Annotated in this window: 21 protein-coding genes; 17 read left to right on the plus strand and 4 right to left on the minus strand. The window is 55.0% G+C overall.

What is annotated here, in order from left to right:
* The first annotated feature begins 271 nt into the window (after positions 1 to 271).
* Positions 272 to 1,024 carry a phospholipid-binding lipoprotein MlaA gene (gene mlaA, locus MRY16398_RS07965; protein ID WP_039079826.1) on the plus strand — a complete coding sequence of 251 codons (753 nt, stop codon included), beginning with the start codon at positions 272 to 274 and terminating at the stop codon, positions 1,022 to 1,024.
* 48 nt (positions 1,025 to 1,072) lie between these two features.
* On the opposite strand, the gene fadL is transcribed toward mlaA, so the two are convergent.
* Entirely contained in the window at positions 1,073 to 2,401 is a 1,329-nt protein-coding gene (gene fadL, locus MRY16398_RS07970; protein WP_039079827.1) for a long-chain fatty acid transporter FadL, read from the minus strand.
* Between the two features lie 370 nt (positions 2,402 to 2,771).
* Between fadL and MRY16398_RS07975 the strand changes: the two genes are divergently transcribed.
* From MRY16398_RS07975 to sixA, 4 genes are all read left to right on the plus strand, one after another.
* Positions 2,772 to 3,056, plus strand: coding sequence for a YfcZ/YiiS family protein (locus MRY16398_RS07975; RefSeq protein WP_039079828.1), 285 nt, complete (start codon positions 2,772 to 2,774; stop codon positions 3,054 to 3,056).
* A 162-nt stretch (positions 3,057 to 3,218) separates the two neighbouring features.
* Positions 3,219 to 4,529, plus strand: coding sequence for an acetyl-CoA C-acyltransferase FadI (gene fadI, locus MRY16398_RS07980; RefSeq protein WP_071196191.1), 1,311 nt, complete (start codon positions 3,219 to 3,221; stop codon positions 4,527 to 4,529).
* Positions 4,529 to 6,676, plus strand: a complete 2,148-nt coding sequence (gene fadJ / locus MRY16398_RS07985) for a fatty acid oxidation complex subunit alpha FadJ (RefSeq protein WP_125124133.1) — start codon at positions 4,529 to 4,531, stop codon at positions 6,674 to 6,676. The genes fadI and fadJ overlap by 1 nt, the downstream gene beginning before the upstream one ends.
* Positions 6,677 to 6,885: 209 nt before the next feature.
* The gene (gene sixA / locus MRY16398_RS07990) at positions 6,886 to 7,371 is read left to right on the plus strand and encodes a phosphohistidine phosphatase SixA (RefSeq protein WP_039079831.1); all 486 of its coding nucleotides are present in this window, start codon (positions 6,886 to 6,888) and stop codon (positions 7,369 to 7,371) included.
* A gap of 65 nt (positions 7,372 to 7,436) precedes the next feature.
* Here sixA and smrB read toward each other — a convergent pair whose 3' ends face one another.
* A complete protein-coding gene (gene smrB, locus MRY16398_RS07995) occupies positions 7,437 to 7,988 on the minus strand; it encodes an endonuclease SmrB (protein WP_039079832.1) in 552 nt (183 codons plus the stop codon).
* A 163-nt stretch (positions 7,989 to 8,151) separates the two neighbouring features.
* Here smrB and prmB point away from each other — a divergent pair, with 163 nt between their 5' ends.
* The 6 genes from prmB to MRY16398_RS08025 are packed head-to-tail and all read left to right on the plus strand — an operon-like array spanning position 8,152 to position 12,679.
* Positions 8,152 to 9,084, plus strand: coding sequence for a 50S ribosomal protein L3 N(5)-glutamine methyltransferase (gene prmB, locus MRY16398_RS08000; RefSeq protein ID WP_039079833.1), 933 nt, complete (start codon positions 8,152 to 8,154; stop codon positions 9,082 to 9,084).
* A gap of 35 nt (positions 9,085 to 9,119) precedes the next feature.
* On the plus strand, positions 9,120 to 10,205 hold the full coding sequence (gene aroC / locus MRY16398_RS08005; protein WP_071196193.1) for a chorismate synthase: 1,086 nt from the start codon (positions 9,120 to 9,122) through the stop codon (positions 10,203 to 10,205).
* Between the two features lie 3 nt (positions 10,206 to 10,208).
* Positions 10,209 to 11,030: a penicillin-insensitive murein endopeptidase gene (gene mepA / locus MRY16398_RS08010; protein WP_079496237.1), complete on the plus strand. Its 822-nt coding sequence runs from the start codon at positions 10,209 to 10,211 to the stop codon at positions 11,028 to 11,030.
* Positions 11,030 to 11,842, plus strand: coding sequence for a sulfite exporter TauE/SafE family protein (locus MRY16398_RS08015; RefSeq protein ID WP_071196195.1), 813 nt, complete (start codon positions 11,030 to 11,032; stop codon positions 11,840 to 11,842). Before mepA ends, MRY16398_RS08015 begins: the two co-directional genes overlap by 1 nt.
* On the plus strand, positions 11,839 to 12,387 hold the full coding sequence (locus tag MRY16398_RS08020) for an elongation factor P hydroxylase (RefSeq protein ID WP_039079837.1): 549 nt from the start codon (positions 11,839 to 11,841) through the stop codon (positions 12,385 to 12,387). The genes MRY16398_RS08015 and MRY16398_RS08020 overlap by 4 nt, the downstream gene beginning before the upstream one ends.
* A gap of 13 nt (positions 12,388 to 12,400) precedes the next feature.
* Positions 12,401 to 12,679, plus strand: coding sequence for a YfcL family protein (locus MRY16398_RS08025; protein ID WP_039079838.1), 279 nt, complete (start codon positions 12,401 to 12,403; stop codon positions 12,677 to 12,679).
* A 274-nt stretch (positions 12,680 to 12,953) separates the two neighbouring features.
* Here MRY16398_RS08025 and mnmC read toward each other — a convergent pair whose 3' ends face one another.
* Positions 12,954 to 14,954: a bifunctional tRNA (5-methylaminomethyl-2-thiouridine)(34)-methyltransferase MnmD/FAD-dependent 5-carboxymethylaminomethyl-2-thiouridine(34) oxidoreductase MnmC gene (gene mnmC, locus MRY16398_RS08030; RefSeq protein WP_172600633.1), complete on the minus strand. Its 2,001-nt coding sequence runs from the start codon at positions 14,952 to 14,954 to the stop codon at positions 12,954 to 12,956.
* Positions 14,955 to 15,113: 159 nt separating this feature from the next.
* Here mnmC and fabB point away from each other — a divergent pair, with 159 nt between their 5' ends.
* The 3 genes from fabB to MRY16398_RS08045 all read left to right on the plus strand — a co-directional run bounded on the left by fabB (position 15,114) and on the right by MRY16398_RS08045 (position 19,419).
* Positions 15,114 to 16,328 carry a beta-ketoacyl-ACP synthase I gene (gene fabB, locus MRY16398_RS08035; protein WP_125124135.1) on the plus strand — a complete coding sequence of 405 codons (1,215 nt, stop codon included), beginning with the start codon at positions 15,114 to 15,116 and terminating at the stop codon, positions 16,326 to 16,328.
* Between the two features lie 218 nt (positions 16,329 to 16,546).
* Positions 16,547 to 17,728 (plus strand): MFS transporter, encoded by a 1,182-nt coding sequence (locus MRY16398_RS08040; RefSeq protein ID WP_125124136.1) that lies wholly within the window; start codon positions 16,547 to 16,549, stop codon positions 17,726 to 17,728.
* 260 nt (positions 17,729 to 17,988) lie between these two features.
* Complete coding sequence (locus MRY16398_RS08045; RefSeq protein ID WP_125124137.1) at positions 17,989 to 19,419, plus strand: 6-phospho-beta-glucosidase; 1,431 nt, start codon at positions 17,989 to 17,991, stop codon at positions 19,417 to 19,419.
* Positions 19,420 to 19,449: 30 nt separating this feature from the next.
* On the opposite strand, the gene flk is transcribed toward MRY16398_RS08045, so the two are convergent.
* Complete coding sequence (flk, locus tag MRY16398_RS08050; protein ID WP_110294570.1) at positions 19,450 to 20,457, minus strand: flagella biosynthesis regulator Flk; 1,008 nt, start codon at positions 20,455 to 20,457, stop codon at positions 19,450 to 19,452.
* Positions 20,458 to 20,570: 113 nt separating this feature from the next.
* Between flk and pdxB the strand changes: the two genes are divergently transcribed.
* From pdxB to truA, 3 genes are all read left to right on the plus strand, one after another.
* Entirely contained in the window at positions 20,571 to 21,707 is a 1,137-nt protein-coding gene (gene pdxB, locus MRY16398_RS08055; RefSeq protein WP_125124138.1) for a 4-phosphoerythronate dehydrogenase PdxB, read from the plus strand.
* 63 nt (positions 21,708 to 21,770) lie between these two features.
* A complete protein-coding gene (locus tag MRY16398_RS08060; protein WP_071196201.1) occupies positions 21,771 to 22,784 on the plus strand; it encodes an aspartate-semialdehyde dehydrogenase in 1,014 nt (337 codons plus the stop codon).
* Complete coding sequence (truA, locus tag MRY16398_RS08065) at positions 22,784 to 23,596, plus strand: tRNA pseudouridine(38-40) synthase TruA (protein WP_039079846.1); 813 nt, start codon at positions 22,784 to 22,786, stop codon at positions 23,594 to 23,596. The genes MRY16398_RS08060 and truA overlap by 1 nt, the downstream gene beginning before the upstream one ends.
* Positions 23,597 to 23,614: the final 18 nt, after the last annotated feature.

Consider the following 23,614-nt stretch of genomic DNA (forward strand, 5'->3'; position numbering starts at 1 on the left):
GCGGCTTTTTTTAGAAGGTCTGGAGGGCTTCCTCCTAATTTGGTGGAGATGGCAGCTATGGTGATATGACTTTGGCGAAGATGAGATAAAATTGTAACGAAACGAGGGGACAAACTGCGACTATGCTCAATATGAGATTCGCGCGTTGCGTAGACAACACAAGGTGTGCTGATACAATGCCTTGCATGTTTATGACGCGAACCGAGGCAGATTGCGTTTGTGCCCTTTTGGATGGCACTGAGCGAAAGCCATTTTCTTCAGGGAGACACCTATGAAATTTCGTGTGTCGGCGATTGCGCTGGCAACCACACTGTTGGCGGGCTGCGCCAGTTCAGGAGACACGCAGGGGCGTTCAGATCCACTGGAAGGATTTAACCGCACCATGTACAACTTCAACTTTAATGTCCTGGACCCGTATGTTGTGCGTCCCGTTGCGGTGGCATGGCGTGATTATGTGCCGCAGCCTGCGCGTAACGGCCTGAGCAATTTCACCAGCAACCTTGAAGAACCGGCTATCATGGTGAACTACTTCCTGCAGGGCGATCCCTATCAGGGTATGGTTCACTTTACGCGCTTCTTCCTCAACACCTTGCTGGGTATGGGTGGCCTGATGGATGTTGCAGGGATGTCGAACCCGAAACTGCAGCGCGTTGAACCGCACCGTTTTGGTAGCACGCTGGGGCATTATGGCGTTGGCTACGGGCCGTACATGCAGTTGCCATTCTACGGCAGCTTTACGCTTCGTGAAGATGGCGGCGACATGGCGGATACGCTCTATCCGGTGCTGTCCTGGCTGACCTGGCCGCTGTCGGTTGGTAAATGGACGGTGGAAGGTATTGAAACCCGCGCGCAGTTGCTCGATTCCGACGGCCTGCTGCGTCAGTCTTCCGACCCTTACATCATGGTGCGTGAAGCCTACTTCCAGCGTCATGACTTTATCGCCAACGGCGGTAAGCTCAAACCGCAGGAAAACCCGAACGCCCAGGCGATTCAGGGTGACCTCAAGGATATCGACTCCGAATAAACGAAAAAAGGTGAGCGCGAAGCTCACCTTTTTTACGGCTGCAATAAATCAGAACGCGTAGTTAAAGTTCGCGCCGTACAGCCACGCACGACCTTCTGATGTGAACTTGTACGGGCCTTCCTGGAAGCTCACTTTCTGACCGTGCATATAAGACACGCCGACATCCACAGACGCATCTTTATTAAACGCATAAGTGGTACCTGCGCTCAGCCAAAAACGGTCCTGGTCCGGAATGGAGATAGAACGTTTGTCGGCCGGAACCGGGCTGTCATCAAAGGCGATACCGGTACGGAAGGTCCAGTTATCGTCCATATAGTAGGTGGTACCCAGCGCGATACGGTAAGAATCTTTAAAGCTTTCATCTTTATAGAACAGAGTCTGACCGTTGCTGTTTGTCGCTTTCAGCTCCTGGAATTGACTCCAACTGGTATAGGCCATGCTGTAGTGGATAGCCCATTGCGGCGCAACGCGGTTATAGCCTGAGATTTCCCACATTTCCGGCAGGTTGAGGGTCAGAGAACCGCCAGTGGTGCTGCCATTGGTGCCCATTGGCAGACCGAAGTTGCCGAGGATCTGGTTATAGGCTGAAGGCAGACTGCTCTTGTAATCGCCATCAAAGTCGACTTTCACCTCAGAACGGTAGGTTAAGCCGTAACGGTTGTTTTTATCGAGTTCATAAAGGATACCGGCGTTCCAGCCGAAGCCCCACTCATCACCTTTCAGATAAGCTATCTGAGTATTTGCCGGGATACCTGCAACCTGCTGTGCAAGGCCTGGGATCGGTGGTAACGCGCCTGAGCCAGCAACGACTTTGCCCAGGTCACCTGCGTAGCGCTCGATCTTCGCTTTGGCATATACCGCATCAAAGCCCAGACCGAAACTCCAGTGGTTATTCAGACGATAAGCACCGCTCAGGTTCAGGTTCAGGGTTTCCAGATCTGTCTTACCGCCGTATGCGCCTGCGGCATAGCTGTTATTAAACTCGGTTGCTAAACCATAATTAGAGGTAACCGACGCGCCCCAGCCAAACTGATCATTAATTGGCGCGACGAAATGGAGGTTTGGAACCCATGCTGTTGGCGCAATATTTTTCGAATCGAGGCTGGCACCTGTCGGTGACGTGCCTGAAATATCAACATCCGGGTCAACGAAAATAGCACCCGCGGAGAAAGTCGGACGGTCAAACATCATGATCAGCGCCGGGTTGCGGCTGACGTTGCCCGCGTCATCTGCAATAGCGCCTTCGCCGGAATAGGCGCGGCCAAGACCAGAAGAAGAAAACTCGTTGAGTTGGAAGCCTGCGGACCAGGCCTGGGTGGAGACGATTGCCACTGCAACTGCGAGTGCAGATTTGGTAAACAGGTTTTTATGGCTCATGACCAAAACCTCATCCGGTTATTTTTATTTAAACTATGTTACGTGGTGTAACAGGAGCGCGAAGTGTAGGGTCTGCGGTACTTCATAGAAATCAGACCAGTGGCGAGAGTATAGGTCGGACCAGAGCAAATGTTGCAAGCTTGTATATAAAATTTTTCAATTGTGATCTTCGAAACGGGATCTGCGTGGCAAAATTGTGGCCAGCGCCGCTAATGATAATGGGTGGTTTTTGTTCTGGATCATTTTTAAGTGTGATTTCGGTCACTTAGGGCGGTTCCTCAAATTATCAACTGGAGACGCGTTATTGAGGGGGGTAAAATATGCACAACGTTTATTTGGCACCTTGGGTGCGAATTCAGAGGAAATCACAATGAGTAAATGCAGTGCTGACGAAACCCCGGTTTGCTGCTGTATGGATGTTGGTACCATCATGGACAACTCCGATTGCACCGCCTCGTATAGCCGTGTGTTCACAAACCGCACCGATGCAGAAGAGACGCTGGCTGCGCTGACGGCGCGCGCGCGTGGCGTGGAGTCAGATCCTTGCCAGATCACCTCAACGTTCACTGAGGTTGATGGCGGCGTGCGTCTGGATATCGATTTTGTTTTCGCTTGCGAAGCGGAAACCCTGATTTTCCAGTTAGGTCTGCGTTAATCTTCCTGCCTGCGCTCCTGCATCTGCGGGAGCGTTTTTTCAATCATCTCTGTGTTTTACCTCCCACTTTTTTCTTTCCCCCATTGGCTAAATGTAAATAATTAGTTAAGACTGTTATCAGGTCCGACCACTAGTGCATCATGCTGTTAACAGGGGAGTGTTATGAGTCAGGCATTACCGCTTGTCACCCGTCAGGGCGACCGCATCGCCATTGTCAGTGGATTACGTACGCCATTTGCCCGTCAGGCAACGGTATTCCACGGTGTCCCGGCTATCGATCTCGGCAAAATGGTGGTGGGCGAACTCCTTGCCCGTAGCGAAATCCCGCCGGAAATCATTGAACAACTGGTCTTTGGCCAGGTGGTGCAAATGCCGGAAGCGCCGAATATCGCGCGAGAAATCGTGCTGGGAACGGGCATGAGTGTGCACACCGATGCCTACAGCGTCAGCCGCGCCTGTGCCACCAGTTTTCAGGCGGTGGCAAACGTTGCCGAAAGCCTGATGGCGGGGACGATCCGTGCAGGTATCGCGGGTGGTGCTGACTCCTCATCAGTGTTGCCCATCGGCGTGAGCAAAAAACTGGCTCGCGTGCTGGTTGATGCCAACAAAGCGCGCAGCACAGGGCAAAAATTAAAGCTTTTCTCCCGTTTACGGCTGCGTGATTTACTGCCGGTGCCGCCTGCGGTAGCTGAATATTCTACTGGTTTACGCATGGGCGATACCGCAGAGCAGATGGCGAAAACCTATGGCATCACGCGTCAAGAACAGGATGCGCTGGCCCACCGTTCTCACCAGTTTGCGGCGCAGGCCTGGGCTGAAGGAAAGCTGGCGGATGAAGTGATGACCGCCTATGCGCCACCTTTTCGCGATCCGATAACCCAGGACAATAATGTACGGCAAAATTCCAGCCTCGCGGATTACGCCAAACTGCGTCCGGCCTTTGATCGTCGACACGGCACCGTGACCGCGGCGAACAGTACTCCCCTTACCGATGGCGCGGCAGCGGTGATCCTGATGACCGAATCGCGGGCGAAAGAGCTGGGTTTGCAGCCTCTGGGATACCTGCGAAGCTATGCTTTCACCGCCATTGACGTGCAGCAGGACATGCTGCTGGGACCCGCCTGGGCGACGCCGCTGGCGCTCGACAGAGCAGGGCTGACGATGGCGGATTTAACCTTACTGGATATGCACGAAGCCTTTGCGTCGCAAACCCTGACCAACCTGAAACTGATGGCCAGCGAGCGTTTTGCCCGCGATGTATTGGGCCGGTCGCAGGCAACGGGTGAGGTGGATGACAGCAAATTCAACGTGCTGGGGGGATCAATTGCTTACGGGCATCCGTTTGCGGCAACCGGTGCGCGAATGATCACCCAAACCTTGCATGAACTGCGCAGACGCGGCGGCGGATTTGGCCTTGTCACCGCCTGTGCCGCAGGCGGGCTTGGCGCAGCTATGGTTCTGGAGGCCGAATAATGGACATGACCTCAGCATTTACCCTCGTTGTACGCCCGGACAATGTTGCCGTTGTCAGTATTGATGTTCCCGGCGAAAAGATGAACACGCTAAAGGCGGAGTTTGGCAGCCAGGTACGCGCCATCCTTAAACAAATTCGTGAAAACAAACAGATTCGCGGCGTGGTGTTCATTTCCGCAAAACCGGATAATTTTATCGCCGGGGCGGATATCAACATGATCGATCGCTGCAAAACGGCGAAAGAGGCCGAAGATCTGGCGCGCCAGGGGCAGCAGATCATGGCCGAGATCCACGCGCTGTCGATCCCGGTGATCGCCGCCATCCATGGCCCATGTCTTGGCGGCGGTCTGGAACTGGCATTAGCCTGCCATCGCCGAATTTGTACGGATGATGTGAAGACGGTCCTGGGGCTGCCCGAAGTGCAGCTTGGTCTGCTGCCTGGTTCTGGTGGCACCCAGCGGCTGCCGCGTCTGGTCGGAGTAAGCACTGCACTGGATATGATCCTGACCGGTAAACAACTGCGCGCGCGCCAGGCGTTAAAAGCCGGGCTGGTTGATGATGTCGTGCCGGTGTCCATTTTGCTGGATGCTGCCACAGAGCTTGCCGCGCAGGACCGTCCTGCCAGCCGCAGCCTGCCGGTACGTGAACGTCTGCTGGCCGGGCCGCTGGTCCGCGCGCTGTTATTCCGCATGGTCGCAAAAAAAACCGAGCAAAAAACCCAGGGCAACTACCCCGCGACGACCCGTATTCTGAATGTTATCGAAACGGGCTTAAGCCAGGGCAGTAGCAGTGGTTATGACGCCGAAGCACGCGCGTTTGGTCAACTGGCTATGACCCCGCAATCGCAGGCGCTGCGGCATATTTTCTTTGCCAGCACTGAGGTGAAAAAAGACCCCGGCAGCCCGGTTGCCGCCGGTCCGCTGCGCTCTGTTGGTGTTCTCGGCGGTGGGTTAATGGGCGGCGGGATCGCCTACGTGACGGCAGTGAAGGGTAATCTCCCGGTTCGCATAAAAGATATTAATCCGAAAGGCATTAACCACGCGCTGAAATATAGCTGGGAACAGCTTGATAAAAAGGTGCGTCGCCGCCATCTCAAATCTGCTGAGCGTGATGCGCAAATGGCGCGCATTTCCGGTACTACGGACTACAGCGGTTTTTCCCATCGGGATGTGGTGATAGAGGCCGTATTCGAAGATTTGACTCTTAAGCAACAGATGGTGGCGGAGATTGAAGCGCAGTGTGCGCCGCAGACCATTTTTGCCTCCAATACGTCGTCATTGCCGATCGGTGATATTGCGGCCAGGGCCGCGCGCCCTGGCAATATTATCGGATTACATTTTTTTAGCCCGGTTGAGAAGATGCCATTGGTGGAAGTCATTCCCCATGCCGGTACTGATGAACAGACCATTTCGACAGTGGTGAAACTGGCGAAGAAGCAGGGCAAAACGCCGATCGTCGTGGCGGACAAAGCGGGTTTTTACGTGAACCGCATTCTGGCGCCTTATATGAGCGAAGCGATGCGGCTCCTGAGCGAAGGGGAACGTATCGAGAATATCGATAAGGCGCTGGTAAAATTTGGCTTTCCTGTCGGCCCAATCCAACTTTTGGATGAAGTGGGCATCGACACCGGGACTAAAATTATCCCTGTACTGGAGGCTGCTTATGGTGATCGTTTTAGTGCCCCTGCAAGCGTCGTTTCTGCAATATTGAATGACGATCGCAAAGGCAGAAAAAATGAGCGCGGTTTCTATCTTTACGGTAAGAAAGGGCGTAAAAGCAACAAACAGCCTGACCCGGCAATTTACCCGCTTGTGGGGGCATCTGGCACAGGCAAATTATCGGCAGAACAGATTGCCGAACGATGCGTCATGATGATGCTTAACGAGGCCGCACGCTGTTTCGCCGAGAAGGTGATTCGCAGCCCGCGAGATGGTGATATTGGCGCGGTGTTTGGCATCGGTTTTCCGCCTTTCCTGGGCGGCCCGTTCCGCTATATGGATACCCTTGGCGCGGGTGATATTGTCGCAACTCTGCAGCGCCTGGCTTCGCTTTATGGGGAACGTTTTGCACCTTGTCAGCTTTTGTTACAAATGGCTGAGCAGGGCGAAAAGTTTTGGGACAAGCAGGAAACTGATTTTGTAAGTTAAGGTCAAAAAAGGGTAAATCCGGCGTTGAATGAAGCGGCAATGGTTATTTTGTAAACAGTCATTGACTATACTTACGCCATTGAGGTAAAAAACAGCGTTTCATTCATCGAATGGATCAGGCACAATGCCCGGCCATTGATATTTCCTGTCGTAATGGAACTGTTCACGCGGGGAGTGTTAATGCTTCTGGTTAACAAAAGCGGTGCAATATGCAAGTTTTTATCATGCGTCACGGCGATGCAGCCCTCGATGCAGCCAGCGACTCAGTTCGTCCTCTAACCCCTTGTGGTTGTGATGAATCTCGTCAGATGGCAACCTGGCTGAAAGGTCAAAAAGTGGATGTCGAACGTGTTCTGGTCAGCCCGTTTCTTCGTGCTGAACAGACGCTAAACGAGGTGGGTGAATGCATGAACCTGCCCGACAACGTGGATGTCCTGCCCGAACTGACCCCTTGTGGTGATGTTGGTCTGGTCAGCGCCTATCTCCAGGCGTTGGCAAATGAAGGTACTTCCTCTGTGCTGGTGATTTCTCATCTGCCGTTGGTGGGGTATCTGGTGTCCGAGCTTTGCCCGGGTGAAACACCGCCAATGTTCACTACCTCCGCGATTGCCAGTGTGACGCTGGATGAGAGCGGTAAAGGCGTTTACAACTGGCAAATGAGTCCCTGCAACCTGAGAATGCCAAAAGCAATCTGATTCGCCGGACCGTGAAAAAAAGCCGCACTTGTGCGGCTTTTTACGTTTCTGCGCGTCCGTTGCGTTCAGGGAAGCTCAGGCGGCTGCCACTCTTCGACTTCAATCAACACCAGTATTGCCGCATCGCCACCGTACTCTTTGGGTGCCTGGTGAAACGCCATAACATGCGGATGTTGTGCCAGCCAGAGCGGCGTCTGCTGCTTGAGAATATGTTTACCGTGCCCGTGCATGACGCAGGCGCAAAAGACGTGTTCGCGTCGGCAGGCGGCGATCAGCGCCCCCAGCTCCTGCTTAGCCTGTAGCTGCGTTAAGCCGTGCAGGTCGAGAAACAGATCCGGGGAATAGTCACCGCGGCGGATCTTCTTTAGTTCAAAATGGCTGACATCGTCGCGCACATACTTCACCGGCCCTTCGGTGTTCAGCAATGGCTGAAATTCATCAGAGAAATAGTGGCTGTTATCCGCCTGCTCCGACAACAGGCGCTTCACCGGGACTTCACTGATTTTTTTACGTGTCGGGCGGTGGACTACCGTATCCTGCTTTATTTGACGCGTGCCGGTCATTAATTGTCGGAACAGCGTCTGCTCCTCCTCGCTAAGCGATGGTTTCTTTTTCATCTGCGCATCTCATCTTTTATTTCTTTTAGTGTACCCGACTCGCTCCCTGCTGTTCAGCAAAATGCATTTTTAGGCCGCGACGCGAAGCGACAATGCTGATTTATCGCCGTCTTCATGGCAAACTAGCCGCCGAATTTCTTGCGAGCGTGTCCTGGAGGATAAGATGGATAAAATTTTCGTTGATGAGGCAGTAAGTGAACTGCATACCATTCAGGACATGTTGCGCTGGTCGGTAAGCCGATTTAGCGCGGCAAACATCTGGTACGGCCACGGCACCGATAACCCGTGGGATGAAGCCGTACAACTGGTGTTGCCTACCCTTTACCTGCCGCTGGATATCCCGGAAGAGATGCGCAATGCGCGGCTGACCTCCAGCGAGCGTCACCGTATCGTTGAGCGAGTCATTCGTCGCGTCAATGAACGTATCCCGGTTGCCTACCTCACCAATAAAGCCTGGTTCTGCGGCCACGAGTTTTACGTTGATGAACGCGTGCTGGTGCCGCGTTCACCGATTGGCGAGTTGATCAATAACCACTTCGCCGGGCTTATCGACGCACAGCCGCAGCACATTCTGGATATGTGTACCGGTAGCGGCTGTATCGCCATAGCCTGCGCTTACGCCTTCCCGGAAGCGGAAGTGGACGCGGTAGACATCTCCCCGGATGCGCTGGCGGTAACAGAACACAACATTGAAGATCACGGCCTGATTCATCACGTCACGCCGATTCGTTCCGACCTCTTCCGCGACCTGCCAAAAGTGCAGTACGACCTGATTGTGACCAACCCGCCGTACGTTGATGAAGAGGATATGTCTGATCTGCCGTCGGAGTATCGCCATGAGCCGGAACTTGGGCTGGCGTCTGGTAGCGATGGCCTGAAACTGACGCGTCGCATTCTGGCCTGCGCCCCAGATTACCTCACCGACAATGGTGTGCTGATTTGTGAAGTGGGCAACAGCATGGTACATCTGATGGAACAATATCCGGATGTACCGTTCACCTGGCTTGAATTTGATAATGGCGGTGACGGTGTCTTCATGCTGACCAAAGCGCAGTTGCTGGCCGCGCAGGAACATTTCAGCATCTATAAAGATTAAAACGCTAACAACATAACGACGACAACGGAGCCGTAATGGCAGGAAACACTATTGGACAACTCTTTCGCGTAACGACCTTCGGCGAATCGCACGGCATTGCGCTGGGCTGCATCGTCGATGGCGTACCGCCGGGCATTCCACTGACCGAAGCCGACCTCCAGCATGACCTGGACCGACGCCGCCCCGGCACCTCGCGCTATACCACCCAACGCCGCGAACCGGATCAGGTGAAAATTCTCTCCGGCGTGTTTGAGGGTGTGACCACCGGCACCAGCATCGGCCTGCTGATTGAAAATACCGATCAGCGCTCTCAGGATTACAGCGCAATCAAAGACGTCTTCCGTCCGGGCCACGCTGATTACACCTACGAGCAAAAATATGGCCTGCGCGACTATCGTGGCGGTGGCCGCTCCTCGGCGCGTGAAACCGCAATGCGTGTAGCGGCAGGGGCGATTGCCAAGAAATTCCTCGCCCACAAATTCGGCATCGTGATCCGTGGTTGTCTGACCCAGATGGGCGACATTCCACTGGCGATGAAAGACTGGGATCAGGTCGAACAAAATCCGTTTTTCTGCCCCGACCCGGACAAAATCGACGCGCTGGACGAACTGATGCGTGGGCTCAAAAAAGAGGGCGACTCCATCGGTGCGAAAGTTACCGTTGTGGCGGACGGTGTTCCGGCGGGCCTCGGCGAGCCGGTCTTTGATCGTCTGGATGCCGATATCGCCCATGCGATGATGAGCATCAACGCGGTTAAAGGCGTGGAGATTGGCGACGGCTTTGGTGTGATCAACCTGCGCGGCAGCCAGAATCGCGATGAAATCACGAAAGACGGTTTTCAGAGCAACCACGCGGGCGGCATTCTGGGCGGTATCAGCAGTGGGCAGCAAATCGTTACCCATATCGCGCTGAAACCGACCTCAAGCATTACCGTTTCGGGACGTACGATTAATCGCTTTGGCGAAGAAGTAGAGATGATTACCAAAGGGCGTCACGACCCGTGTGTCGGTATTCGCGCGGTGCCGATCGCCGAAGCGATGCTGGCCATTGTGCTGATGGACCATTTTATGCGTCAGCGCGCGCAGAATGGCGATGTGACGACCACTATTCCTCGCTGGTAAACAATGAAACGAATTGCAATTGCGCTACTGGCGTTTTTCGCAACGCTGACCTGCCAGGCGGCAACGCCCTGGCAGAAAATTACCCATCCGGTTGCGGGCACACCGCAATCGATCGGTGCCTTCTCGAATGGCTGTATTGTTGGCGCGCATGAACTGCCGCTGCAATCCGACACCTACCAGGTCATGCGTACCGATCAGCGACGCTACTTTGGTCATCCGGACCTGATTCTGTTTATTCAGCGTCTGGGTAATCAGGTGCATAACCTGGGGCTGGGGACGGTGCTGGTGGGGGATATGGGTATGCCAGCCGGCGGGCGCTTTAACGGCGGTCACGCCAGCCACCAGACGGGGCTGGATGTGGACATTTTCCTGCAACTGCCGAAAGCACGCTGGAGCTCAGCGCAATTGTTAAAACCGCAGGCGCTGGATTTGGTTTCCAGCGATGGCAAGCAGGTGGTGTCGTCATTATGGAAACCTGAAATTACCAGCCTGATTAAGCTGGCGGCGAAGGATAACGACGTCACGCGCATTTTCGTCAACCCGGCCATTAAGCAGCAGTTATGCCTGGACGCCGGTACAGACCGCGACTGGCTGCGGAAAGTGCGTCCCTGGTTCCAGCATCGCGCGCATATGCATGTCCGTTTGCGCTGCCCGGCAGATAGCCTTGAGTGCCAGGATCAGCCTTTGCCGCCGGATGGCGACGGCTGTGGCGCGGAATTGCAAAGCTGGTTCAAACCGGCCAAACCTTCTACGACTCCTGAGAAGACGACACCACCGCCGCTGCCTGCTTCCTGTCAGGCATTACTGGATGAGCACGTATTGTAATGGATGCATTTCAAGAGATATTTATGGTGTCGCCACTGCTTCTGGTGGTGCTTTTCGTGGTCGCCACGCTGGCGGGATTCATTGATGCGTTAGCCGGTGGCGGCGGTTTACTGACCGTACCTGCATTGCTGGCCGCCGGGATGACCCCGGCGCAGGCGCTGGCCACCAATAAACTGCAGGCCTGCGGTGGCTCCATCTCTTCCACGCTCTATTTTTTGCGCCGTAAAGTGGTGAGTCTTGCCGATCAGAAACTCAATATTCTGATGACCTTTATTGGTTCAACGTCGGGTGCGCTGCTGGTTCAGCATGTTCAGTCTGATATTTTGCGCCAGATTTTGCCGGTTCTTATCATCTGTATTGGTCTCTACTTTTTGTTGATGCCAAAACTGGGTGAAGAGGATCGCCAGCGTCGGCTGCATGGCCTGCCTTTCGCGCTGGTTGCGGGCGGCTGTGTGGGGTTCTATGACGGCTTTTTTGGCCCCGGTGCCGGGTCATTTTATGCGCTGGCGTTTGTCACGCTGGCCGGTTTTAACCTCGCCAAATCCACCGCGCACGCCAAGGTGCTTAATGCCACCTCTAATATCGGCGGGCTGTTGCTGTTTATCATTGGCGGCAAGGTGATCTGGGCAACGGGCTTTGTGATGCTGGCGGGCCAGTTCCTGGGGGCGCGTATGGGCTCACGTCTGGTGCTCAGCAAAGGGCAAAAACTCATTCGTCCGATGATTGTTATCGTCTCGGCAGTAATGAGCGCAAAATTACTTTATGACAGCCATGGGCAGGAGATCCTCCAGTTTCTGGGGGTGAGTGCATGAACACCACAACACATCACTACGAACAATTAATTACCCTTTTTGACGGCTGCTTTGCCGACGATTTTAATACCCGTCTGATTAAAGGCGACGACGAACCGATCTATCTTCCTGCTGATGAAGAAGTGCCTTATAACCGGATCGTCTTCGCTCACGGGTTCTATGCCAGCGCGTTGCATGAGATCTCCCACTGGTGTATCGCCGGGAAAGCCCGTCGCGAGCTGGTGGATTTTGGTTACTGGTACTGCCCGGATGGGCGTGATGCGGCGACCCAGTGTCAATTTGAAGACGTAGAGGTTAAACCGCAGGCTTTTGACTGGTTGTTCTGCGTGGCGGCGGGTTATCCGTTTAACGTCAGTTGTGACAACCTGGAAGGGGATTTTGAACCGGATCGCGTTGTATTCCAGCGCCGCGTGCATGCGCAGGTAATGGAGTATCTCGACAAAGGGATCCCGGAACGTCCGGCGCGTTTTATTAAGGCGCTGCAAGATTATTACCACACGCCTGAGCTAAAGGCGGAACACTTCCCCTGGCCGGAAGATTTATAACTGAGGAAAGAAGATGATCGCAGAATTTGAATCGCGCATTCTGGCGTTAATTGATGACATGGTAGAGCACGCCAGTGACGATGAGCTGTTTGCTGGCGGTTATCTGCGTGGGCATCTGACGCTGGCGGTAGCGGAACTGGAAGCGGGGGAGGATCATTCATCCGCAGCGCTGCACGCCCGGGTGTCGGCGAGCCTGGAAAAAGCCATTCAGGCGGGTGAGTTGTCTCCGCCGGATCAGGCGCTGGTGATGGGGATGTGGGACACGCTGTTCCAGAAGGCGCAAGCACAGTAATCGAGCTTGCTTGTAGCCCGCGAAGCGTAGCGCCAGCGGGGATATTCCCGGTGTAGCATGGGTGCGCGGGTTTCCCCCTCACCCTAACCCTCTCCCCAAAGAGGAGAGGGGACCGTTCGTGCTCGCATTTTTGTGGGGATTCCTCACTCCTCAAGGTAGAGGAGATAGATCGAGCAGGTTTTTCTCCCTCTCACTGTGGGAGAGGGGACAGATCGAGCAGGTTTTTCTCCCTCTCCCCGTGGGAGAGGGCTGGGGTGAGGGCATCAGCCTGCACTCACTTAACCTGCTTCCCCTTCAACAATTTTCTCACCCACAGACGATTAGGATTCAGCGCGGCCAGCGTTTCACCATCCAGCGGCAATGGCTCCTCACTCATCTGCGAGGCCAGAATCTCCGCCGCCAGCGGCGCACTGCATAATCCGCGTGAACCGAGCGCGCCAAGCATAAACAACCCGTCATAAACCGGTGCGCTCACCGCATCCGTTCTCTCTTCTGCAAGATGAGCATATGCATTCAGTGTCGCGGCGTAATCCGCCACATTACCCACTAACGGCAAATGATCTCGGGTTGCACAGCGCACACCGCAGCGCGCTTCACCGCCGCTGACATCAACGTCTTTCGCCCACTGTGCCTGTGGGAAGCAGTTCAACAAACGCTGGCGGTTTTGCTGCTGATCCTCCTCGCTGTAAGCCGTCTCCTCCTGCCCACGGTGGTAGCTTGCGCCAATACAGTGATGCTGATTGTGCGGGTTTTGCGGTGTCAGATAACCGTCATAGCAGAGTACCTGACGCAGTTCGCCCAGTTTCGCCGTCGTGGGGATATGGCTGACCTGCCCGCCAACCGGGTAAACCGGCAGCTTTTCGGTCTGGGCGAAATGGCTGATGCGGTGCCCGTTCGCCAGCACGACGCAGGCGTGAGCGCGCTGGCTGCCATCGGCAAACTCCAGCCGCCATTCGCCATCCTGCTGAACCAGGCTTGTCACCGGGTGGTCGAAGTGCACGCATAATCCCTGACGCTGTGCTAATGCCAACGCCGCCGCCGTCAATTGTGCCGGACACAGCCAGCCGCCAGCCGGATAATGAATACCGCCGCATCCGGTCTCTACGCCCGCCCTTTGCGCGACCGCTTCGGCGCTGACCGCATGGGCAATGGCATCCGGCAGGCCCAGCGTCAGCATCTGGCTAATTTTTTGCTGACTTTTCTCGTCGTACCCCAGTTGGGTGACCCCGCACCAGTCATGATCGAAATCGACGGGCAGGGCGTCATACAGTCGACGGGCGAAGGTAAACGCGGCAGGGAAAAAGTGGGCCAGCGCCGGGTCATGTGCACTGAGCAGCGGATACAGCGCGCCTTGCCGATTGCCGGATGCCCCCTGTGCCGGTTCGCCATCGGCGCAGTAGAGCGTCACCTGCCAGCCGCGACGCAACAAGGCCAGCGATAGCAGCGCACTGGCGATACCGCCGCCGACAATCGCAGTAGCGCGTTTTTCCGTGCCAGTGCGGGTAAACCACGGCGCACGCAGCACGGGCAGGGTGGTGCTTTCCATTACCCCGGTGAGCATTTCCCGCTTGCGGCCAAACCCTTTGCTTTTGCGCATGGTGAAGCCTGCTTCCTGCAACCCACGGCGAACGAAACCAGCAGAGGTGAAAGTGGCCAGCGTCGCACCGGGACGCGCCAGTCTCGCCATTGCGTTAAACAGGCCCTGTGTCCACATGTCCGGGTTTTTCGCCGGTGCAAAGCCGTCGAGAAACCAGGCGTCAACCTGCTGTTGTAGTGAATCATCTAAGGTTTCGGTCAGTTCATTGATATCGCCAAACCAGACATCCAGCGTCACGCGGCCACCGTCCAGTAACAGGCGATGGCAACCGGCAAAGGGCAGCGGCCACTGCTGCTGTAACTGCTCTGCCCAGGGGGCCAGTTCCGGCCAGTGCTGGTGCGCCAGACGCAGATCGTCTTTCGTTAAGGGGAATTTTTCGAAACTGATGAAATGTAATCTTTCCAGGGTAGCCTGCGGACTGGCGCGGCGAAAGGCATCGAACGCCTGCCACAGGGTCAGAAAATTGAGACCCGTACCAAAGCCGCTTTCCGCGACGACAAACAGCGGGCGGGGATGTCCGACGAAACGCTCTGGTATACCGTTGCCGCCAAGGAAAACATAACGGGTCTCTTCGAGTCCGTTATCGTTAGAGAAATAGACGTCATCAAAATCTCGGGAAACAGGTGTACCCTCAGCGTTGAATTCGAGGTTGGCAGATTGTATAGCGGTTTGTTTCACGTAAGTTACTCGTCGGACAGGCAGTGCCATGATCTTAACGATGTGCGCCCCAGGGCGCAAATTTACCCATTAATTGTCTGATCGGACTTGTTCGGCGTACAACTGTACGCTATCTTGCGACACGAAAACTTAAATTAGTGCGACTTACAGGGGTATTGAATGAAACGTGCAGTGATTACTGGCCTGGGCATCGTTTCCAGCATCGGTAATAACCAGCAGGAAGTCCTGGCCTCTCTGCGTGAAGGACGCTCAGGGATCACTTTCTCTCAGGAATTCAAAGATTCCGGAATGCGCAGCCACGTATGGGGTAACGTCAAACTGGATACAACCGGTTTGATTGACCGTAAAGTGGTTCGTTTCATGAACGATGCCTCTATCTATGCTTTTCTCTCCATGCAAGAAGCCATTGCGGATGCTGGCCTGAGCTCAGAGGTTTATCAGAACAACCCGCGTGTTGGCCTGATTGCCGGTTCCGGCGGCTCTTCAAAAGCGCAGGTCTTCGGTGCGGACGCAATGCGTAGCCCGCGCGGCCTGAAAGCAGTGGGACCGTATGTCGTGACCAAAGCAATGGGCTCTGCGGTTTCCGCGTGCCTCGCAACGCCGTTTAAAATTCACGGTGTGAACTACTCCATCAGCTCCGCCTGTGCCACTTCCGCACACTGCATCGGTAACGCGGTTGAGCAGATCCAACTGGGCAAACAGGACATCGTTTTTGCTGGCGGCGGCGAAGAGCTGGGCTGGGAAATGGCCTGTGAGTTCGACGCCATGGGCGCGTTGTCGACCAAATACAACGAAACCCCGGAAAAAGCGTCCCGTACCTATGACGCCCACCGTGATGGCTTCATCATCGCAGGCGGCGGCGGTATGGTTGTGGTTGAAGAACTGGAACATGCGCTGGCACGTGGCGCGCACATCTATGCTGAAATCGTGGGCTATGGCGCAACGTCTGATGGCGCTGACATGGTTGCGCCGTCAGGTGAAGGCGCGGTGCGCTGCATGAAGATGGCAATGCACGGTGTTGATACCCCGATCGACTACCTGAACTCCCACGGTACGTCTACACCGGTCGGTGATGTGAAAGAACTGGGTGCGATTCGCGAAGTGTTCGGCGACAACAGCCCGGCTATCTCTGCGACCAAAGCCATGACCGGCCACTCTCTGGGTGCGGCTGGCGTACAGGAAGCAATCTACTCACTGCTGATGCTGGAGCACGGCTTTATCGCCCCGAGCATCAATATCGACGAGATGGATGAGCAGGCTGCTGGCCTGAACATCGTCACCAAACCGACTGACGCGACGCTGAATACCGTCATGTCCAACAGCTTCGGTTTCGGCGGTACTAACGCCACGCTGGTGATGCGTAAGCTCAAGTAAGCCTTTGAATTTCGAAAAGGGAGCCAACGAGCTCCCTTTTTTATGCGGTTTTTTATGCATTGACAAGCCGCTGCATGGGCAGGCAAACTTCACCCGCAACATTATCCCCCTGATAATGCGTAAGCGTTTAACGTTATCCAACGCACCTTAATCCTGAACATCAGGTGGAGGGGGCGTGGCTTTTTTTCCTCGCCTTACTCTGCGGTACGGAGTAATGCATGTCTGTAGAGACTCAAACACTTTCTTCCTCATCCGGCACGGGCACGAATGCGTTGCTGCGGCTGGTGATTGCCGTTTTTTTGACCTATATGACCATCGGGTTACCGTTGCCCGTCATCCCGCTCTTTGTGCACAACGAACTCGGTTACGGCAATACCATGGTGGGCATCGCCGTCGGTATCCAGTTTCTGGCGACCGTCCTGACGCGAGGCTATGCCGGGCGTCTGGCCGATCAGTTTGGCGCAAAGCGCTCGGCGCTGCAGGGGATGTTGGCCTGCGGGCTGGCTGGCGTCGCCTGGTTGCTGGCGGCCTGGCTACCGGTAAGCGCACTGGCAAAATTCGGCTTGCTGATTGTTGGGCGTTTAATTCTGGGCTTTGGTGAAAGCCAGTTGCTCACAGGAACACTCGCCTGGGGGATGGGGCTGGTGGGGCCTAAACGCTCGGGCAAAGTGATGTCCTGGAACGGTATGGCAATTTACGGTGCGCTGGCCGTCGGCGCGCCGCTCGGTCTGCTCATTCATAGTCGTTTTGGTTTTGCCATCCTGGCGGCGATCACGATGGTTTTACCACTGCTGGCGTGGGCATTTAATGGCGGCGTACAGAAAACGCCTGCTCATTCGGGGGAACGTCCCTCCCTGTGGGGCGTGGTCGGTCAAATCTGGCAGCCGGGCCTTGGCCTTGCGCTACAGGGTGTAGGTTTCGCGGTTATCGGTACCTTCGTTTCGCTCTACTTTGCCAGTAACGGCTGGGCAATGGCCGGGTTTACGCTGACGGCATTTGGCGGTGCCTTTGTTCTGATGCGTCTGCTGTTTGGCTGGATGCCGGATCGCTTTGGCGGCGTGCGGGTGGCAACTGTTTCGTTGATGGTGGAAACGGTGGGCCTGTTGTTGCTCTGGCAGGCGCCGAACGTCTGGGTGGCGATGGCAGGTGCGGCATTGACCGGCTGTGGCTGTTCGTTGATTTTCCCGGCGTTGGGCGTTGAAGTGGTGAAACGCGTTGCCCCGCAGGTTCGCGGTACTGCACTGGGCGGGTATGCGGCATTTCAGGACATCGCGAACGGTATCAGCGGGCCACTTACCGGCCTGCTGGCGACCTCGCTGGGTTACCCGTCGGTATTCCTGGCCGCAGCAATTGCGGCGGTAACTGGCATTGTGGTGACGCTGATTTCATTTCGAAAATAATCGTCTTTTCCGGCCTTCATGATGAGGGCCGGAAATAATAAAAGCGCAACCTCTCATAATTCCGAATACTATTTTTGTCGTCAGGAAATAATTAAAAATACGCGCCAGACCACAGAAAAAACATATTGTTTTATTGGTGTAACATATTCCATTCATATAATTTTATGCAATATTCTCAGGCAGTTATATTGCTGCTATAGTCAGGCTATCTTCGTACGTAAGTTATTCTTTTACTACTTTTTTAGAGAAAGGAGAGACGTATGCCTGGGTTTAAAGCAGATTTTCTGTGGGGTGGCGCGGTGGCGGCGCATCAGCTTGAAGGCGGCTGGCAGGAAGGCGGTAAAGGCGTCAGTGTCGCTGATGTGATGACCGCCGGGGCGCACGGCGTTCCGCGCGAAATTACCGATGGCGTCTTGCCGGGAAAAAACTACCCAAACCATGATGCCATCGACTTTTATCACCGCTATAAAGATGACATCAAACTCTTTGCGGAGATGGGGTTTAAATGTTTCCGTACGTCAATTGCCTGGACACGTATTTTCCCGAAAGGTGATGAATTAGAACCAAATGAAGCCGGCCTGCAGTTTTATGACGATCTCTTCGATGAATGTCTGAAATACAATATTGAACCGGTCATTACCCTCTCGCATTTCGAAATGCCTTATTACCTGGTCACTGAATACGGTGGCTGGCGTAACCGTAAGCTTATTGATTTCTTTGTGCGCTTCGCCAAAACGGTATTTACCCGCTACAAAGACAAAGTGAAATACTGGATGACGTTTAACGAAATCAACAACCAGGCCAATTATCACGAAGATTTCGCGCCGTTTACCAACTCGGGCCTTAAATACAAAGAAGGTGAGGATCGTGAGCCGGTAATGTACCAGGCGGCGCACTATGAGCTTGTCGCCAGTGCGCTGGCGGTGGAAGCCGGGCATGCGATTAACCCTGATTTCCAGATTGGCTGCATGATTGCCATGTGCCCGGTCTATCCGCTCACCTGTAACCCGGACGACATGATGATGTCCGTCTCGGCGATGCACCGCCGTTACTGGTTTACCGATGTGCACGTTCGCGGTTATTACCCGCGCCACCTGCTAAATTACTTCGCCCGTAAAGGCTTTAGGCTTGATATTACCGACGAAGATTTGCACATCCTTAAACGGGGCTGTGTGGATTATATCGGCTTTAGCTATTACATGTCGTTTGCCACCAAAGCCACTGCGGATAACCCGCAACTGGACTATGACGAAACGAAGAGTCTGGTGAAAAATCCGTATGTGAAAGCATCGGACTGGGGATGGCAGATCGATCCGGTGGGGTTGCGTTATTCACTGAACTATTTTTACGATCTTTATCAACTGCCGCTGTTTATCGTGGAGAACGGCTTCGGCGCTATCGATCAGAAAGAAAGTGACGGCTCGGTAAACGATCAGTACCGCATCGAATACCTGCAAAGCCACCTGCGCGAAATGAAAAAGGCGGTGGTGGAAGATGGCGTGGATCTGATGGGTTACACCCCGTGGGGCTGTATTGACCTGGTTTCTGCGGGTACGGGCGAAATGAAAAAACGCTACGGCTTTATCTATGTCGATAAAGATAACGAAGGCAACGGGACACTTGAACGCAGCCGTAAGAAATCGTTCTGGTGGTACCAGCAGACAATTAAAAGTAACGGCGAAAACCTTTAACGACGATCCCCTCCAGCGGAGGGGATTTTTTTAGATAACCAGCCAGATAAGAGCGAAGGCAATAAGCAACGCGACCAGGAACAGACCAGGCCGGGTTGAGAGGTTTTTGACGCTTTCGATGATCGGCGCGAAAAGCGGGCTGTAGATCGGCTGAATATTTCGTGCTTCCAGCACACCCGATGTTCGTTCTGCGCGATGTAAAAAAACCTGATTGAGAATGTCCTGCACTTGCGCCGTTGTCAGTACTGTCTGCGGCGTGGCCTGCCAGGTCTGACGGGCATAATCGGTGATAGTTTGCCACTCAACATTATCCAGCGGCTGCTTAAGCGCGGTTTGCACGCTTTGCAGTGTCGGGGAAGTCTGGGTGCTTAATGTCTGACGCGCCTGCAGCCAGGTCATTAAGTGGGTAAAATGTTTTGCCGGGATGAGCTCTCCGGTTTTCACGCCGGATAATTCCATCATAGATTGCCAAATCAATTTACCGGATTCACCCGTCGCAGCGGCCAGTTTGGTCACCGCCTGGTTGAGCGAATTGTGCTCAGCGGGCAACAGCGGGCGGTCTGTCGCCGGGCGTTGCAAGGGCTGAGGTACCGAAATCTGGTTGTTCTGCAGCAGCGTCAGCACCGTTTTAAGCTGCTCTGGCGTAAGCTGGCTCAGCGCCGTCTGACCAAACTGCTGGCGAATAAAGTCGCTAACCGCCTGGCGGTTATTACCCTGACCGAGCAATTCCGTCAGTTGCGAGATAACCTGGCGGGTGGTGTGATTCTGCGTGGCGGTATCCAGACGCTGGTTGAGATTCTGCTCTGCCGCCGGGAAATGGCGTGACAGCAGCGGCGCGTCATTCTTCAAACCCAAATCATGTTTAACTCCGGCCCAGACTTCGGCGCTCTGCTGTTGCGTGAGCGCCACCAGGCGAATAATCAACCGCTCCAGCACAGTGCGCTGGATTGTCGATAACGGCTGCTCTCCGGCGGCCAAAGTAGGGGGCGTAGGGTCTTGCCCCGGAGGGCGCGCGGGGGTGCCCTGAATGGGTTGCATCATGGAAATCCTCTGGGTCTCGCACGTCGTGTAGCGGCATTGCAGGTATGCCTGGCAGCGAGATTATGGCACACTTAAAAGCTTAACTCCCGTTCTCTAACCGGTACTGTAACGTGAAAATCCTTGTTGATGAAAATATGCCCTACGCCGGCGATTTGTTCCGTCGTCTGGGTGAGGTAAAAGCTGTGCCTGGTCGTCCCATTCCGGCTGTGGAATTGGCGGATGCGGATGCGCTGATGGTGCGTTCCGTGACGAAGGTGAATGAAGCGCTGCTCAGCGGTACGCCGATTAAATTCGTGGGTACGGCAACGGCGGGTACCGATCACGTTGACGAGCAATGGTTGCAGCAGGCGGGGATCGGTTTTTCTGCCGCTCCGGGGTGTAATGCCATTGCGGTTGTGGAATATGTTTTCTCATCCCTGATGCTGTTGGCCGAACGTGACGGTTTCGATCTGCGCGACCGCACCGTCGGGATTGTCGGAGTGGGTAATGTCGGCGGTCGTCTGCAGGCGCGCCTGGAAGCCTGGGGGGTTCGCACATTGCTGTGCGATCCGCCGCGTGCCGACCGTGGCGATGAGGGTGATTTTCTGCCGCTCGACGCCCTGGTGCGCGAAGCTGATGTGCTGACCTTCCACACGCCGCTGTTTAAAGACGGGCCGTACAAAAGCTGGCATCTGGCGGATGAAGAGGTAATTAGCCGCCTGAAACCTGGCGCTATTCTGATTAATGCCTGCCGGGGCACGGTGGTGGATAACGCCGCCCTGTTGCGTCGTCTGGAGGCAGGTCAGCCGCTGAGCGTTATCCTTGACGTCTGGGAACCGGAGCCGGATCTCGACGTGGCGCTGCTGGCAAAAGTGGATATCGGTACTGCGCATATCGCTGGCTACACGCTGGAAGGGAAAGCACGTGGCACAACACAGGTGTTCGAAGCGTTTAGCGATTTTATCGGCAAACGTCAGCAGGTTGCGCTGGATACGCTGCTGCCTGCGCCAGAGTTCGGTCGCATTACGCTGCACGGCCCGCTCGATCAGTCGATCCTAAAAAGACTCATTCATTTGGTGTATGATGTGCGCCGCGACGATGCACTGCTGCGAAAAGTGGCGGGCATCCCGGGTGAGTTCGACAAGCTGCGTAAAAATTATCTTGAGCGTCGGGAATGGTCATCGCTGTATGTGCAGTGTGATGACGACCAGGCGGCTACACTGCTGCAAAAGCTGGGTTTCAACGCTGTCCATCACCCAATTCGTTAATGTCATCTTAATGCTACCTGCCGGATACTCCGGCGGGTACGCTTTTTTCTGGAGTAAATCACCATGTCTGAAGGCTGGAATATTGCCGTACTGGGCGCGACAGGCGCTGTCGGAGAAGCCTTACTCGAAACGCTTGCGGAGCGTGAGTTCCCGGTGGGCGATTTGTATGCGCTGGCGCGTAATGAAAGCGCCGGTGAGACGCTGCGTTTTGGCGGAAAAACCGTACGCGTTCAGGATGTTGCGGAATTTGACTGGACGCAGGCGCAACTGGCGTTCTTTGTCGCCGGCGCTCAGGCGACGGCTGAGAATATTGAAGAAGCCACCAACGCCGGTTGTCTGGTGATTGACACCAGCGGTCTGTTCGCGCTGGAGCCGGATGTGCCGCTGGTTGTGCCAGAGGTGAACCCGTTTGTCCTGGCCGATTACCGCAATCGTAATCTCATTGCCGTGCCGGATAGCCTGACCAGCCAGTTGCTGATCGCGCTGAAACCGCTGATCGACGAAGGTGGCCTGTCACGTATTGGCGTGACCAGTCTGCTCTCCGTGTCGGCGCAGGGCAAACCGGCGGTGGATGCCCTTGCCGGGCAAAGTGCGAAGTTGCTCAACGGCATTCCGATCGATGAGGACGACTTCTTTGGCCGGCAACTGGCGTTCAATATGCTGCCTATTCTGCCGGACCGTGAAGGTGCGGTTCTGGAAGAGCGTCGTCTGGTGGACCAGGTGCGTAAAATTCTGCAGGACGACGGGCTGATGATATCCGCGAACTGCGTCCGCGCGCCGGTCTTTTATGGCCACGCGCAGATGGTCAGCTTCGAAGCACTGCGTCCACTGGCGGCAGAAGAGGCCCGTGATGCGTTTGCCCGCGGTGAAGATATTGTGCTGTCCGAAGAGAATGAATTCCCGACCCAGGTTGGCGATGCTTCCGGTAGCGCTCATCTCTCTGTCAGTTGCGTACGTAACGATTATGGCCTGCCTGAACAGATTCAGTTCTGGTCGGTGGCAGATAACGTACGTTTTGGTGGGGCGCTGATGGCGGTGAAAATCGCTGAGAAACTGGTACAGGAGTACCTGTACTAATGTCAGACGTTGTTGAACAACCGCTGTTGAAAATTGCGCTCGGTATTGAGTACGACGGCAGTAAGTATTACGGCTGGCAGCGTCAGCAAGAAGTACGCAGCGTGCAGGAAAAACTGGAAAAAGCGTTGTCGCAGGTCGCCAATGAGCCGGTGACGGTTTTTTGTGCCGGGCGTACCGATGCCGGTGTGCATGCCACAGGGCAGGTGGTCCATTTTGAGACGCGCGCGGTACGTAAAGACGCGGCCTGGACCCTGGGCGTAAATGCGAATTTACCTGGAGACATCGCGGTACGTTGGGTGAAAGATGTGCCCGATGATTTCCACGCGCGGTTTAGCGCGACAGCGCGTCGTTATCGCTACGTTATCTACAATCATCGTTTACGCCCGGCGGTACTGAACCAGGGGGTGACGCATTATCACCTGCCCCTTGATGCGGAACGCATGCAGCGTGCGGCGCAATGTCTGCTGGGTGAAAATGATTTTACCTCGTTTCGCGCGGTACAGTGCCAGTCGCGCACGCCGTGGCGCAACATGATGCACATTAACGTTCAGCGTTATGGTGCGTATGTGGTGGTGGATATCAAAGCGAATGCCTTTGTACATCATATGGTGAGAAACATTGTCGGTAGCCTGATGGAAGTGGGTGCCAACAACCAGCCGGAGAGCTGGATAGCAGAGCTACTGGCGGCTAAGGACAGAACGCTGGCGGCAGCAACGGCGAGAGCAGAAGGGTTGTATCTGGTGTCGGTCGATTACCCGGACCGTTTCAACTTACCCCGCCCGCCAATGGGTCCGCTGTTTCTCGCGGACTAGTCGCAATCAACCAAGGCA

Source organism: Phytobacter sp. MRY16-398 (assembly GCF_003925915.1).
GTDB lineage: Bacteria > Pseudomonadota > Gammaproteobacteria > Enterobacterales > Enterobacteriaceae > Phytobacter > Phytobacter diazotrophicus.

Excerpts from the sequence above, each read along its gene's own strand:
- mlaA (WP_039079826.1), top strand. The coding sequence starts at position 272 with ATGAAATTTCGTGTGTCGGCGATTGCGCTGGCAACCACACTGTTGGCG.
- fadL (WP_039079827.1), bottom strand. The coding sequence starts at position 2,401 with ATGAGCCATAAAAACCTGTTTACCAAATCTGCACTCGCAGTTGCAGTG.
- MRY16398_RS07975 (WP_039079828.1), top strand. The coding sequence starts at position 2,772 with ATGAGTAAATGCAGTGCTGACGAAACCCCGGTTTGCTGCTGTATGGAT.
- fadI (WP_071196191.1), top strand. The coding sequence starts at position 3,219 with ATGAGTCAGGCATTACCGCTTGTCACCCGTCAGGGCGACCGCATCGCC.
- fadJ (WP_125124133.1), top strand. The coding sequence starts at position 4,529 with ATGGACATGACCTCAGCATTTACCCTCGTTGTACGCCCGGACAATGTT.
- sixA (WP_039079831.1), top strand. The coding sequence starts at position 6,886 with ATGCAAGTTTTTATCATGCGTCACGGCGATGCAGCCCTCGATGCAGCC.
- smrB (WP_039079832.1), bottom strand. The coding sequence starts at position 7,988 with ATGAAAAAGAAACCATCGCTTAGCGAGGAGGAGCAGACGCTGTTCCGA.
- prmB (WP_039079833.1), top strand. The coding sequence starts at position 8,152 with ATGGATAAAATTTTCGTTGATGAGGCAGTAAGTGAACTGCATACCATT.
- aroC (WP_071196193.1), top strand. The coding sequence starts at position 9,120 with ATGGCAGGAAACACTATTGGACAACTCTTTCGCGTAACGACCTTCGGC.
- mepA (WP_079496237.1), top strand. The coding sequence starts at position 10,209 with ATGAAACGAATTGCAATTGCGCTACTGGCGTTTTTCGCAACGCTGACC.
- MRY16398_RS08015 (WP_071196195.1), top strand. The coding sequence starts at position 11,030 with ATGGATGCATTTCAAGAGATATTTATGGTGTCGCCACTGCTTCTGGTG.
- MRY16398_RS08020 (WP_039079837.1), top strand. The coding sequence starts at position 11,839 with ATGAACACCACAACACATCACTACGAACAATTAATTACCCTTTTTGAC.
- MRY16398_RS08025 (WP_039079838.1), top strand. The coding sequence starts at position 12,401 with ATGATCGCAGAATTTGAATCGCGCATTCTGGCGTTAATTGATGACATG.
- fabB (WP_125124135.1), top strand. The coding sequence starts at position 15,114 with ATGAAACGTGCAGTGATTACTGGCCTGGGCATCGTTTCCAGCATCGGT.
- MRY16398_RS08040 (WP_125124136.1), top strand. The coding sequence starts at position 16,547 with ATGTCTGTAGAGACTCAAACACTTTCTTCCTCATCCGGCACGGGCACG.
- MRY16398_RS08045 (WP_125124137.1), top strand. The coding sequence starts at position 17,989 with ATGCCTGGGTTTAAAGCAGATTTTCTGTGGGGTGGCGCGGTGGCGGCG.
- flk (WP_110294570.1), bottom strand. The coding sequence starts at position 20,457 with ATGCAACCCATTCAGGGCACCCCCGCGCGCCCTCCGGGGCAAGACCCT.
- MRY16398_RS08060 (WP_071196201.1), top strand. The coding sequence starts at position 21,771 with ATGTCTGAAGGCTGGAATATTGCCGTACTGGGCGCGACAGGCGCTGTC.
- truA (WP_039079846.1), top strand. The coding sequence starts at position 22,784 with ATGTCAGACGTTGTTGAACAACCGCTGTTGAAAATTGCGCTCGGTATT.